The 12,126-nt window shown below is 73.1% G+C and carries 12 protein-coding genes and 1 pseudogene; 8 read left to right on the forward strand and 5 right to left on the reverse strand.

The features are described 5' to 3' along the window. Window positions 1-1,035, reverse strand: a pseudogene (locus TR50_RS47415) (hypothetical protein); the annotation flags it as partial. Window positions 1,036-1,247: 212 nt separating this feature from the next. On the opposite strand from TR50_RS47415, the gene TR50_RS40560 reads away from it, so the two are divergent. Continuing rightward, complete coding sequence (locus TR50_RS40560) at window positions 1,248-2,252, forward strand: helix-turn-helix domain-containing protein (RefSeq protein ID WP_439654282.1); 1,005 nt, start codon at window positions 1,248-1,250, stop codon at window positions 2,250-2,252. Between the two features lie 9 nt (window positions 2,253-2,261). Beyond that, a complete protein-coding gene (locus TR50_RS40565; RefSeq protein WP_042435021.1) occupies window positions 2,262-2,771 on the forward strand; it encodes a MarR family winged helix-turn-helix transcriptional regulator in 510 nt (169 codons plus the stop codon). Window positions 2,772-2,999: 228 nt separating this feature from the next. Here TR50_RS40565 and TR50_RS40570 read toward each other — a convergent pair whose 3' ends face one another. After that, entirely contained in the window at window positions 3,000-3,479 is a 480-nt protein-coding gene (locus tag TR50_RS40570; protein ID WP_042435023.1) for a methylated-DNA--[protein]-cysteine S-methyltransferase, read from the reverse strand. Beyond that, window positions 3,479-4,984 (reverse strand): AlkA N-terminal domain-containing protein, encoded by a 1,506-nt coding sequence (locus TR50_RS40575; RefSeq protein WP_042435026.1) that lies wholly within the window; start codon window positions 4,982-4,984, stop codon window positions 3,479-3,481. The genes TR50_RS40570 and TR50_RS40575 overlap by 1 nt, the downstream gene beginning before the upstream one ends. A 222-nt stretch (window positions 4,985-5,206) precedes the next feature. Between TR50_RS40575 and TR50_RS40580 the strand changes: the two genes are divergently transcribed. Beyond that, a complete protein-coding gene (locus TR50_RS40580; RefSeq protein ID WP_042435029.1) occupies window positions 5,207-5,701 on the forward strand; it encodes a rhodanese-like domain-containing protein in 495 nt (164 codons plus the stop codon). Between the two features lie 34 nt (window positions 5,702-5,735). Here TR50_RS40580 and rsgA read toward each other — a convergent pair whose 3' ends face one another. Both rsgA and TR50_RS40590 read right to left on the reverse strand, forming a co-directional pair. Continuing rightward, window positions 5,736-6,821: a ribosome small subunit-dependent GTPase A gene (rsgA, locus tag TR50_RS40585; protein ID WP_042435032.1), complete on the reverse strand. Its 1,086-nt coding sequence runs from the start codon at window positions 6,819-6,821 to the stop codon at window positions 5,736-5,738. Between the two features lie 229 nt (window positions 6,822-7,050). Next, on the reverse strand, window positions 7,051-8,274 hold the full coding sequence (locus TR50_RS40590) for a YihY/virulence factor BrkB family protein (protein WP_042435035.1): 1,224 nt from the start codon (window positions 8,272-8,274) through the stop codon (window positions 7,051-7,053). A gap of 282 nt (window positions 8,275-8,556) precedes the next feature. Between TR50_RS40590 and TR50_RS50290 the strand changes: the two genes are divergently transcribed. The 5 genes from TR50_RS50290 (at window position 8,557) to cysC (ending at window position 12,070) form a co-directional block, all read left to right on the forward strand. Next, window positions 8,557-8,640, forward strand: a complete 84-nt coding sequence (locus TR50_RS50290; protein WP_332262522.1) for a putative leader peptide — start codon at window positions 8,557-8,559, stop codon at window positions 8,638-8,640. A gap of 175 nt (window positions 8,641-8,815) precedes the next feature. Next, complete coding sequence (locus TR50_RS40595) at window positions 8,816-10,504, forward strand: nitrite/sulfite reductase (protein ID WP_042435038.1); 1,689 nt, start codon at window positions 8,816-8,818, stop codon at window positions 10,502-10,504. Continuing rightward, the gene (locus TR50_RS40600) at window positions 10,501-10,686 is read left to right on the forward strand and encodes a hypothetical protein (RefSeq protein WP_042435040.1); all 186 of its coding nucleotides are present in this window, start codon (window positions 10,501-10,503) and stop codon (window positions 10,684-10,686) included. Before TR50_RS40595 ends, TR50_RS40600 begins: the two co-directional genes overlap by 4 nt. Continuing rightward, on the forward strand, window positions 10,670-11,389 hold the full coding sequence (locus tag TR50_RS40605; RefSeq protein ID WP_042435043.1) for a phosphoadenylyl-sulfate reductase: 720 nt from the start codon (window positions 10,670-10,672) through the stop codon (window positions 11,387-11,389). Before TR50_RS40600 ends, TR50_RS40605 begins: the two co-directional genes overlap by 17 nt. A 96-nt stretch (window positions 11,390-11,485) precedes the next feature. Next, the gene (cysC, locus tag TR50_RS40610; RefSeq protein ID WP_042435047.1) at window positions 11,486-12,070 is read left to right on the forward strand and encodes an adenylyl-sulfate kinase; all 585 of its coding nucleotides are present in this window, start codon (window positions 11,486-11,488) and stop codon (window positions 12,068-12,070) included. Window positions 12,071-12,126: the final 56 nt, after the last annotated feature.

A 12,126-nucleotide genomic window follows, 5' to 3' on the forward strand; every position in this document is an offset into this window, starting at 1 on the left:
CCAGCACCCGTCCGCGCCGTCGCCGAACCGGGCGACGACCAGCCGGTCCGCCCGGGGCGCGCCCAGCGCCCGCGCTCCCTCGCCGCGCGCGCTCGCGGCGCGCAGCGTCATGCTCCCGTGCCGCGCCAACTCCAGCACCGTGTCCGGCACGAGGCTGCCGAGGTCGTCCGGGTCGGCCTCCGGCAACGCGTCAGGCTCCGGCAGCGGCACGCCTGCCGCAGGCCGGCTCCGGCCCCAGCGCAGCGCGGCCCCGTCGGGCAGCGTCGGCGTGGGAACGTGCGGCGGCGGCCCGACCGGCGCACCGGCGCCGGGCTGAGGGGGAGCAGGCTCCGTCACCACGCGAGGTTCCACGCGCGGGTCGGCCGGGCGCGGGTCGGCTCCGCGCGGCGCGGCGGGCTCCGCCGCGTCCTCCTCCTCGGCATCCGCCTCGGCCTCCGCCTCCGTACCGGGGAGCGGACCGAGCGCCTCGCGATCCAGCTCCGGGTCGAGATCCGGCTCGGACGGCGGCTGGGACACCGGCTGGGACACCGGTGGGGACCCCGGTCGGGACCCCGGTCGGGACATCGGCTGCTGCTCGCCGCGCGGCGCGATCACACGCGGGTCGGGCAGCCGGGGCGGCGGCGGGACCACCGGAATGGGCGGGACCTCGGGCATCGGCGGGATGTCCGGGATCTCCGACAGATCAGGGGCGTCCGGGACATCAGGAATCTGAGGGAGGTCAGGGACCTGAGGGAGGTCAGGGTCCGGCGGCAGGTCCTCGTCGTCCACCGGGCTGCGCGGCTGCGGTGTGACGGCCTCCACCGCGCGGCCCGCCCCGACGGTTCCATCGACTCCGTCGGCTTCGTCGGCTTCGGTCGCTTCGTCGGCTTCGTCCGCGCCGATGGCTCCAAGGGCCGAGGCGAACCAGTCGTCGACCGTGCCCGTGCTGGGCCGGTGCCGCTCCTCCCGCTCCGAGGGGTCGTACACGGCATCCCACCAGGCGTCCTCCGCCTGGGCCGTGGGCCTCGGCACGCCGTGGTCACGTGGGTCGCTCATGGTGCTGACGCCTCCGTCCGGCTCCGGGATCCACGCCATTCTCCACGCGGGACGGCTCCGCCAAGCCAGGAACCGACGAATCAGAACACGTCCGGAGCAAGCGAACGACGGATTCCGGACAATGGTCGAACGACGTTCCGTGGTCCGGCTACCGGCCGACCGGCTGGTCGAGGCATGATGATCGCTGCAGGTACGCACGTCGGGCCGAGGAGGTGGAACGCAGGGTGCTGGAATTCGTCGGTCTCGACGAACGCGCCGAGTCGGTCTACCGCGCGCTGCTGGCCTTCGGCGCCGCGACACCCGAGGCCCTCGGCGAGCGGCTCGCGGTCCAGTCGTACCTGGTGCAGCAGGCCCTGACCCAACTGGAGGCGGCCGGGCTCGCCGCCGCGTCCGCCTCACTGCCCGACCACTACGTCGCCGCGCCCCCGGGTGTCGCGCTGGCGCCCGCGCTGTCGCAGCGGCGGCACGAGCTGCACGAGGCGGAACGGGTCGTCGAGATGCTGGCCGACGAGTACCGCCGCACCGGCGCGGCCGCCTCGGGCGCGGCCGACCTGGTCGAGGTGGTCTCCGGGGTCTCCGCGCTGCGGCACCGGTTCGAGCAGATCCAGCTCGGCACCGAGAGCGAGCTGCTGGCGCTGGTCACGGACGCGCCGGTGGCGGTCGGCCCGGAGGAGAACGGCGCCGAGGACATCGTCGTCGCGCGCGGCGTCGCGCACCGGACGGTGCTGGCGCGCGACCGTCTCGCCGACGCGTCGATGATGGACGCGCTCACCCTGGCGCTGAGTCGCGGCCAGCAGGTCCGGGTGGCCGAGCAGGTGCCCACCAAGCTGGTGATCTCGGACCACCGGCTCGCCATGCTCCCTCTGCTCGCCCTCGGCACCCCGGGCGAGCCCGCCGCGCTGCTGGTGCGCGCGCCGGGCCTGCTGGAGGCCCTGATCGGGCTCTTCGAGCAGTGCTGGCAGACGGCCTCCCCGGTGCGGTTCGGCACCGAGACGGCCGGACAGGTGGAGGTGGACGCGGACCAGCCGGACCCGGTCGACCTGCAGATCGTCTCGCTGCTGCTCACCGGCCTCACCGACGCCAGCGTCGCCAAGCAGCTCGACCTGGGGCTGCGCACGGTCCAACGGCGCGTGCAGCGCCTGATGACGCTGACGGGCGTCAGCACACGCCTGCAACTCGGCTGGCACGCCTACGAGCGGGGCTGGGTCGCCCGTTAGGCTTCGCCCATGCCAGAACCTGTCAATCATGCCGCTCCGGGGTCCCCGTCGTCCGGGCAGCCCGTGGAGACGGCCCAGGTCCAGCGCCTCACCGACGCGGTGACCAGGCTGCGCCGCGCGCTGCGCAGCAGCATCCGCACCGACTACCCGTGGGAGGCCCTGCCGATGGCGCAGGTGGAGCTCCTGCAGACGCTCGCCGCGACGGGCCCCCTGCGCGTCGGCGAACTCGCCGCACGGCAGCGCCTCGCACCCAACACCGTCAGCGGCCTGGTGGGCCGCCTGCTCGAGTCGGGTTTCGTGGACCGTCAAAACGACCCCGGGGACCGCAGGACGGCCCGCATCGGCCTCACCGACGCGGGCCACCGTCAACTGGGCGACTGGCAGCGCGCGCACGAGCGCCGCCTCGCCACCGCGCTGGCGGCACTGGCCCCGGAGGACAGCGCGGCCGTGCTCAATGCCCTGACGGGCTTGGAGAATCTGGCGGCCGCCCTGGGCGAGGACAGCGCCCCGGCGACGTAGCGCGACCGGGGCCCGGCAGCGGGCGGAACCACGAACGGTCGCCATCGGCGACCGTCCTCGACGGCGGGACCACCCGTCCCGTCCGCGAGGCTGCGGAGGAGCGGCGAGCGGCGTCGTGGATCCCGCACCTCAGCAGCCCTGGCGGCCTCGCAACGTCGCGGCGTCGCGGCCTCGCTGCCTCGCGGCCTCGCTGCCTCACGGCCCGGTGACTCTGGCGGCGTCGCGGCCCTAGCGGCCCTCGATGCCGAGCAGTGTCTGCTTGGCCTCCAGGCCGGCCGCGAAGCCCGTGAGGGAGCCGTCGCTGCCGACCACGCGGTGGCAGGGCCGCAGGATCAGCAGCGGGTTGGCACCCACCGCCCCGGCAACCGCGCGGACGGAGGTGGGCGGCAGGCCCGCCGCCTGCGTCAACTCCTTGTAGGTGATGGTGGCGCCGTAGGGGACGTCGTCCAGGGCCCGCCAGACGCGCTGGCGGAAGTCCGTGCCGGTGGGCGCGAGTGCGAGGTCGAACTCCTTGCGGGCGCCCGCGAAGTACTCGTCGAGCTGGGCGACCGCGTCCGCGAGGAGGTCCGGATCGCGGGACCAGGACGGATCGGGCTCGACCGTGCGGCCCTTCTGGACCGGCGCGTAGAGGGAGGTCAGCCGTCCCTCGTCGTCCGAGGTCAGCTGGAGGCGGCCCAGCGGCGAGTCCATGGTCGTGTAGCGGGTCATCACTTGCTCGCTTTCGCATAGGTCTTGAGGGTCCGCTCCGAGGCTGCGGCCTCGGTCGCGGCGACCCAGAGATGGTGCACGGCGTACGAACGCCACGGCCGCCAGGCGTCGCCGTCCGGCTCACCCGCCGGCCCCGGCGCGCCCGCCGCCCGCAGGCCGTGGCGGACGCCGATATCGGTGGGCAGGTAGGCGTCCGGGTCGGCCAGAGCGCGCATCCGGACGTAGCTGACGGTCCACGGGCCGATCCCGGGCAGGGCCAGCAGCGCCGCGCCCGCCTCGTCGCGGTCGACGCCGGGGTCCAGACGGACGGTGCCGTCGGCCAGGGCCGCGCACAGGCCGCGGACCGCGCGTTGGCGGGCGACGGGCATGGCGAGGTCGGCGGAGTCGGCCTCGGCGAGGCTCGCCGCCGAGGGGAAGAGACGGGTCAGGCCGCCGCTCGGCTCGGGCAGCGGCGCTCCGTAGCGCGCGGCCAGGCGCCCCGCGAGGGTGCGCGCCGCCGCGACGGTCACCTGCTGGCCGAGGACCGCGCGTACGGCCAGCTCGTGGGCGTCGACGTGGCCGGGCGAGCGCAGCCCGGGGCGCTTGGCGACCAGCGGGCCGAGGTACGGGTCCGCGCCGAGCACCTCGGCGACGGCCTCGGGGTCGGCGTCGAGGTCGAACAGCGCGCGCAGCCGTTGCACCGCCGCCGTCAGGTCGCGGACGTTGCCGAGCCGCACCCGCGCGTCCAGCCAGCCCTGCGGCTTGGACGGCTCGTCGACCTCGGCCACGCCGGGGCCGCCGGGCAGGGCGAGCGTGCGCCGGTAGGTGCGGGCGCCACCGCTCTCGCGCGCGACCATCTCCTCGACGCCCGGCACCGCACGCAGCCCCAGGAAGTCGAAGACCGCCGCGGCATCGAACGGCTGACGGTGGGCCAGGCGCAGCGGGATGACGCCCTGCACGACACTGCGGCGGCCCTGGTGGGCGCGCAGCTCGGTCGGGGTCATCGCGTACACCTCGCGGATCGTGTCGTTGAACTGGCGCACGCTGGAGAAGCCGGCCGCGAACGCGACCTCGGTCGCGCCGAGGTCGGTGGTCTGCAGCAGCAGCCGCGCGGTCTGCGCGCGCTGGGTGCGGGCGAGCGCGAGCGGGCCGGCGCCGAGTTCGGCGTGCAGTTCGCGGGTCAGGTGCCGCTCGCTGTAGCCGAGCCGTGCGGCGAGCCCGGCCACGCCCTCGCGGTCGACCACGCCGTCGGCGATCAGGCGCATCGCGCGCCCGACCAGGTCGGCGCGGAGGTTCCACTCCGGCGAGCCCGGCGCGGCGTCGGGCCGGCAGCGTCGGCAGGCCCGGAAACCGGCGGCCTGCGCGGCCGCGGCGGTCGGATAGAAGTCGACGTTCTCTCGGTTGGGGGTTCTGGCGGGGCAGCTGGGTCGACAGTAGATGCCGGTGGTCCGCACGGCCGTGTAGAACACGCCGTCGAGACGGGCGTCCTTGCTGCTCACCGCCCGGTAGCAGGCGTCCTCGTGCATCCTCACGCCCTCCAGTCTGCGGCATCGGCGGGCCGCGCACTGGCGGGAATCGGACATGGCAGTGGCGAGGGCTCGCTGGCGTTGCGGGTGGCGGGATCTTCACGTTGTCGGGCGTTCACGCCACTCGTGGCGGTGATCGCCGTCCCCCGAGAATGAGGTCGTCGCCGCAGCGAGGACGAAGACGAAGACACAGCAGAAACAGCGCGAGGACGAGGACGAGCCATGACGACCACCGCCACCACCACTGACGCGAGCGCCCCGAGCGCCGTGCTCTCCGTGCCCGCCGCCGACCCGGCGGTCGCCGCCGCCCACTACCTCGCCCGGCTCGCCTTCGAGGCCGACGTCTCCGACGTGCACGCCGACCTCGCCGCCGGTGTCGACGGTGTCGTCGTGGTCGACTCACGCAGCGAGGCCGCCTGGGCCCAGGGGCACATCCCGGGCGCGCTGCACATCCCGACCGCGCGGATCGGCGAGCTGGCCCCGTCTCTCGTGGACCGCTCGACGACCGTCGTCACCTACTGCTGGGGCCCCGGCTGCAACGGCGCCACCCGCGCCGCCCTCGCCTTCGCCCGGCTCGGCTATCCCGTCAAGGAGATGATCGGCGGGTTCGAGTACTGGGTGCGCGAGGGCTTCGCGTTCGAGTCCGCGCGCGGTGCGGAGCAGCGCCCGATCGACGACCTGACCGCCCCGCGCTCGGGCATCTCCTGCGCCTGCTGAGCCCGGCGACCTCAGCAGTCAGGCACAGCAGTGATCACCCCCGCCAACTGCCCTTGCCACGGGTGAGTCGGCCGCGCTCCTTCCAGATGCGGCGCGTCTCAGCCCGCAGGCGGGCGTCGGCGCGGGCGGCCATGCGACGGTTCTCGCGCTGGAGCTTGCGGTGGCTCTCCAGTCGCCGGTAGGACAACTCGCCCTCGTCGAGGGCCCGCTGGACCGCGCAGCCCGGCTCGACTTCGTGCCGGCAGTCGGCGAAGCGGCACTGCGCGGCCAGCTCCTCGATGTCGGCGAAGACCTGCTGGAGGCCGGTCCCGGCGTCCATCACGCCGACACCGCGCAGGCCCGGGGTGTCGATCAGGACGCCGTGGCCGTCGGGCAGCGGCAGCAGTTCGCGGGTGGTCGTGGTGTGCCGGCCCTTCCCGTCGACGCCGATCGCGCGGACGTCCATCGCGTCCGCGCCGACGAGCGCGTTGGCCAGTGTCGACTTGCCGACGCCGGACTGGCCGACCAGCACGGTGCCCGCGCCGAGCGCGGCCCGCAGCCCGGTCAGGCCCCGGCCCTCGGCCGCGCTGACGACGTGGACCGGGACGCGCGGGGCGATCCGCTCCACGTCGTCGCGGATGAGCGCGGCGTCGGGGGCGAGGTCGGCCTTGGTGAGGACGACCAGCGGGGCCGCGCCGCTCTCCCAGGCGAGTGCGAGGAAGCGCTCCACACGGCCGAGGTCCGGCTCGACGTCGAGGGAGACGGCGATGACGACGGTGTCGACGTTGGCCGCCAGCACCTGCCCCTCCGAGCGCTTGGACGCACCGGAGCGGATGACGGCGGTCCGGCGCGGGAGCAGCGACCGGACCTGGTAGCCGATCTCGGCGGCGCCTTCGGCGACGGCCGCCCAGTCGCCGGTGCAGACGATGCGGACCGGGTCGCGCGGGGTCACCAGCGCGGTGTCGGCCCGGAGCGTGCCGAGGGGGGTGACCACGTCGCACAGGCCGCGGTCGACCCGGGCGACCCGGCCGGGGATCAGGCCCTGCGCCGCGAAGGGCGCGAAGGCGGATTGCCAGTCCTCGTCCCAGCCGTAGCGGGCGAGGTCAGACGGAAGTCGATCGGAGCGATCGGAGGAAGACAAGAGAAGCCCTTCGAAGGGAGGGAAGTGTGATCGGCTGCTGCTGGAACAGAGCGGTGTTCATCGCTTCCTCACCTCCTCGGCTTCTCGACGTCTCCCGTGACCTCACGGCTGGTCAGACGGTACCGCCGGCGACCCGACGTCGGCCAAGGATTTTCCGGAGACGGGTTTTCCCGCGACCAGCTTTCCGGCCACGGGTTCTCCCGTCACGCGGTCTCCCGTCGCGCGGCTGCTACTCGCCGTCCGGCTTCCCTCCCCTGCCCCGGTCCTGGCCGTCGTCCTCGCTCTCGAACGGCGACGGGTAGCGCCGACGGCGGATGCCCTTGGACTGGATGCGGCCGCGGACGTCCTTGTGCGGGAGGAAGTCCGCCCAGCGCTCCGGGTACTCGGCCGGGGCCTCGGACTCGCCGCCCGTCGCGGAGGGCGGCGGGTTGGCGGCGCGGTTGCGGTTGGCGGAGCGCCGCGCCTCGGCGCGCCTTATGACCTCCAGCGCCTCCTCCTCACGGGCCTTCTCGTTCTCCGCGCGGGCCTGCGCGGTCTCGCGGGTCGGCCACATCCGGTCGATCGCGGCGTTCATGGCCGCGCCGATCAGGACGGCGAGGGCGATGACGCCGATCCACAGCAGCACCGCGACGGGCGCGGCCAGCGAGCTGTAGACGGTGGGGCCCTCGACCGAGTGCACGAGGTAGAGCCGCAGGAAGATGCTGCACACGAAGAAGACGAGCAGGGCGACTATCGCGCCGGGCAGGTCCTCCTTCCACGCGGTCCGCACCGGGACGGCCACGTGGTACAGCGTGGTCATGAAGACCACCGAGAGCAGGATCGCGCCCGGCCAGTAGAGGATGTGCACGACGTCCGAGGCGGCGGGGAACCACTTCACGATCTGGTCGGGCCCGGCGATCACCAGCGGTCCGATCACGGTGCCCGCGATCAGGGCGACGATGTAGAGGCCGAGCGAGAGCAGTCGGGTGTGCACGATGCCGCGCTGGTCCTCGAGCCCGTACATGATGGTGACGGTGTCGACGAAGACGTAGAGCGCCCGCGAGCCCGACCACAGGGCGAGCAGGAAGCCGAGCGAGATCAGGTCGGGGCGGCCGCCGCTGAAGACGCTGTTCAGCAGCGGCTGCACGGTCTGGTGCACGGAGCTCTGCGTGAGGAAGGTGCTCGCGGCGCGCAGGATGTCCGCTTCCAGCTTGGCGATCACGCCGTGGCTGAGGTAGCCGAGGGTGCCCGCGACGGAGAGCAGCAGCGGCGGGACGGACATGAGCGTGAAGAAGGCGACCTCGGCGGCGAGCCCGGTGACGCGGTACTCGACGCAGGTGTTGGTCGTGTCCTTGACCAGCTTCCAGGCGATGGCCCCGTAGGAGGCTCCGGACCGGCGGCGGTTCGCACGCCGACCGCCGTGGGCGCGGTGCCGGGGTGTGGGCGGGGGTGAGGGTTCGCCTGCGGGTTGCACGGTGCAAACCTATCGGCCCACAGTGGACTCGCTCGCCCTGCGCCGTCCGCCGCCCTGCCCGGGTCGCGGCCCTCGCCCGTTCGAACGGGCCGCCGGGCCGGGCGGGCGATCTTCCGGATAGTGGACGCCTCTGTCTTGCAGATCGGAACGAGAAGCCCGATCCGGATGTTCGGGCCCTCCTCCCGGACCGGGGCCATCCCGAAATCCCAGGGACCGGGACAGTTTTGTCCGGATGCTGGAAGGTGCTGGACTGCGAAAAGTTCGGCGTGCGAGTCTTCTGCCATGTCTGGTGCCGGAACTGCCCTGGTCGGTCGACTCCACGTCGACCTCGGCCGCATGTCCAGCGCCATCTGTCCGGTGACCTGATACCCCTGCCGCCCCACCGACAGCCAGCCCGACGCCCGCGCACCGCCGCGCGGAACGCGTCGCCCCAGGCCGGGTCGCCGTCGCGCCGCACGCACCCTCGTGCAGGTCAGCGTCGTAGCGCCGGTCCGGGAGAAGACCACTCAGGCCCCGAACCAACTGCCGAAGGACGCACCCCATGGCCGCCACCCCCGCCTCCTCCTCACCGAAGCGCAAGGTGACCCGCCACCGTGGCGAGGGCCAGTGGGCTGCCGGTCACTTCACGCCGCTGAACGGCAACGAGCAGTTCAAGAAGGACGACGACGGTCTCAATGTTCGGACGCGGATCGAGACGATCTACGCCCACACCGGCTTCGACGGCATCGACCCGAACGACCTGCGCGGGCGCATGCGCTGGTGGGGGCTCTACACCCAGCGCCGTCAGGGGATCGACGGCGGCAAGACCGCGATCCTGGAGCCGCACGAGCTCGACGACGAGTACTTCATGCTGCGCGTCCGCGTCGACGGCGGCCGGCTGACCGTCGCCCAGCTGCGGACGATCGGCGAGGTCTCGCAGACCTACGCCCGCGGCACCGCCGACCTCACCGACCGGCAGAACATCCAGTTCCACTGGATCCGGATCGAGGACATGCCGGCCATCTGGCAGAAGCTCGAGGCCGTCGGGCTGTCGACCACCGAGGCGTGCGGCGACTGCCCGCGTGTCATCCTCGGCTCGCCGGTCGCCGGAATCGCCGCGGACGAGATCATCGACGGCACCCCGGCGCTGGAGGAGATCCATCGCCGCGTCATCGGCAACAAGGACTTCTCCAACCTGCCGAGGAAGTTCAAGTCCGCGATCTCCGGCTCCCCGCTGCTGGACGTGGTCCACGAGATCAACGACGTGGCCTTCGTCGGGGTCGAGCACCCCGAGCACGGTCCCGGCTTCGACCTGTGGGTCGGCGGCGGTCTCTCCACCAACCCGCGTCTCGGCGAGCGTCTCGGCGCCTGGGTGCCGCTGGACGAGGTCGCCGACGTCTTCGTCGGCGTCATCTCGATCTTCCGCGACTACGGCTACCGCCGCCTGCGCAACCGCGCCCGGCTCAAGTTCCTGATGGCCGACTGGGGCCCGGCGAAGTTCCGCCGGGTGCTGGAGGACGAGTACCTGCACCGCAGCCTCGTCGACGGCCCGGCCCCGGCCGAGCCGGTCGAGCGCTGGCGCGACCACGTCGGCGTGCACCGGCAGCAGGACGGCAACTACTACGTCGGCTTCGCCCCTCGCGTCGGCCGTGTCGACGGCTCGCTGCTGACCAAGGTCGCCGACCTGGCCGCCCAGCACGGTTCGGACCGCCTGCGGACCACCGCCGAGCAGAAGATGATCGTGCTGGACGTGGCCGAGGAGCAGGTCGCCTCGCTCGTCGCGGGCCTTGAGGCGCTGGACCTGCAGGTCACGCCCTCCCCCTTCCGCCGCGGCACGATGGCCTGCACCGGCATCGAGTTCTGCAAGCTCGCCATCGTCGAGACCAAGGAGCGCGGCAAGACGCTCATCGACGAACTGGAGGCGCGCCTGCCGGAGTTCGACGAGCCGCTGACGATCAACATCAACGGCTGCCCGAACGCCTGCGCCCGCATCCAGGTCGCCGACATCGGCCTCAAGGGCCAGCTCGTCACGGACGAGAACGGCGAGCAGGTCGAGGGCTTCCAGGTGCACCTCGGCGGCGCGCTGGGCCTGGAGGCCGGGTTCGGCCGCAAGGTCCGCGGGCTGAAGGTGACCAAGGACGGCCTGCCCGACTACGTCGAGCGCGTGCTGCGCCGCTACCTGGCGGACCGCCAGGACGACGAGCGCTTCGCGCAGTGGACCATCCGGGCCAGTGAGGAGCAGCTGTCATGAGCGAGCGTGCCGCGCCCTTCTACTGCCCCTACTGCGGGGACGAGGACCTGCGCCCGAGCGAGACCGGCGGGCACGGCGCCTGGGAGTGCGCCTCCTGCCGTCGCGCGTTCACGCTGAAGTTCCTGGGCCTGCTGTCGGCCTCGTCCACCACCGGGGGAGCCAACGATGACGACCGAGACTGAATCCACCTACGCACCCGCCGAGTTGGAGTCCCTGGCCGACGACGCCGCGCGGGAGCTGGAGGAGGCCACGGCGCAGGAGATCATGCGGTGGGCCGCCGAGACCTTCGGCCGCCGGCTCGCGGTGACCTCCTCGATGGAGGACGCCGTGGTGGCCCACCTGGCCTCGGCCGCGCTGCCCGGCGTCGACGTGATCTTCCTGGACACCGGCTACCACTTCGTGGAGACCATCGGCACCCGCGACGCGGTGGCGGCGACCATGCCGGTCAACGTCATCACGCTGACGCCGCGTCAGTCGGTCGCCGAGCAGGACGCCGAGTACGGCGCCCGGCTGCACGACCGCGCCCCGGACCTGTGCTGCAAGCTGCGCAAGGTCGAGCCGCTGAACCGCGGCCTGGCCGGCTACGACGCGTGGGCGACCGGTCTGCGCCGCGACGAGTCCCCGACCCGGGCGAACACCCCGGTCGTGGCCTACGACCCGAAGCGGCAGAAGGTCAAGATCGCTCCGATCGCGCGCTGGACGCAGGAGGACGTGGACGCCTACGTCGCGGCCAACGGCATCCTGCTCAACCCGCTGCTCTTCGACGGCTACGCGTCGATCGGCTGCTCGCCCGAATCCTGCACCCGCCGGGTGCTGGAGGGCGAGGACGCCCGCTCCGGCCGTTGGGCCGGCGCGGGCAAGACCGAGTGCGGCATCCACCTCTGACGTCCCCTCGCTCCCATCCGCCTGTCCCTTCTCCCCTGATCCCTGATCCCACTGATCCTCTGTCTGGCACTGATCCCCTGTCTGGAGCAGACCTTCATGACCACCACAGTTGACGCACCGGCGGCCACCACGGCAGCCGCCGTGCAGGCCTGCGGCGCCACCGTGTGGCTGACCGGCCTGCCCAGCGCCGGGAAGACGACGATCGCGACCGCCCTGGCGGAGCGCCTGCGGGCCGAGGGCCACCGCGTGGAGATCCTCGACGGCGACGAGATCCGCGAATTCCTCTCGCGCGGCCTCGGCTTCACCCGCGCGGACCGGGACACCAACATCCAGCGGATCGGCTTCGTCGCCGAACTGCTGGCCTCCAACGGCGTCAAGGTGCTCGCCCCGGTGATCGCCCCCTACGCGGACTCCCGCGCCGCGGTCGCCGCCCGGCACGCCGCGCAGCACACCCACTACCTGGAGGTGCACGTCGCCACCCCGGTCGAGGTCTGCTCGGAGCGCGACGTGAAGGGCCTGTACGCGAAGCAGGCGGCCGGTGAGATCTCCGGGCTGACCGGCGTCGACGACCCCTACGAGGCTCCGGCCTCCCCCGACCTGCGCATCGAGGCGCACACCCAGACGGTGGCCGAGTCCGCCGCCGCCCTGCACGCTCTGCTGACCGAGAGGGGACTGGCGTGACCACCGCTGTTTCTCTGCCCGTTGCTCCGGCCCAGGACAGCCCCTACGCGCTGTCG

The organism is Streptacidiphilus anmyonensis, assembly GCF_000787855.1.
Lineage (GTDB): Bacteria > Actinomycetota > Actinomycetes > Streptomycetales > Streptomycetaceae > Streptacidiphilus > Streptacidiphilus anmyonensis.

Bases quoted from the DNA above. Each gene is read 5' to 3' on its own strand.
- TR50_RS40565 (WP_042435021.1), top strand. From the start codon at position 2,262: ATGCCAGAACCTGTCAATCATGCCGCTCCGGGGTCCCCGTCGTCCGGG.
- TR50_RS40570 (WP_042435023.1), bottom strand. From the start codon at position 3,479: ATGACCCGCTACACGACCATGGACTCGCCGCTGGGCCGCCTCCAGCTG.
- TR50_RS40575 (WP_042435026.1), bottom strand. From the start codon at position 4,984: ATGCACGAGGACGCCTGCTACCGGGCGGTGAGCAGCAAGGACGCCCGT.
- TR50_RS40580 (WP_042435029.1), top strand. From the start codon at position 5,207: ATGACGACCACCGCCACCACCACTGACGCGAGCGCCCCGAGCGCCGTG.
- TR50_RS50290 (WP_332262522.1), top strand. From the start codon at position 8,557: ATGTCTGGTGCCGGAACTGCCCTGGTCGGTCGACTCCACGTCGACCTC.
- TR50_RS40595 (WP_042435038.1), top strand. From the start codon at position 8,816: ATGGCCGCCACCCCCGCCTCCTCCTCACCGAAGCGCAAGGTGACCCGC.
- TR50_RS40600 (WP_042435040.1), top strand. From the start codon at position 10,501: ATGAGCGAGCGTGCCGCGCCCTTCTACTGCCCCTACTGCGGGGACGAG.
- TR50_RS40605 (WP_042435043.1), top strand. From the start codon at position 10,670: ATGACGACCGAGACTGAATCCACCTACGCACCCGCCGAGTTGGAGTCC.
- cysC (WP_042435047.1), top strand. From the start codon at position 11,486: ATGACCACCACAGTTGACGCACCGGCGGCCACCACGGCAGCCGCCGTG.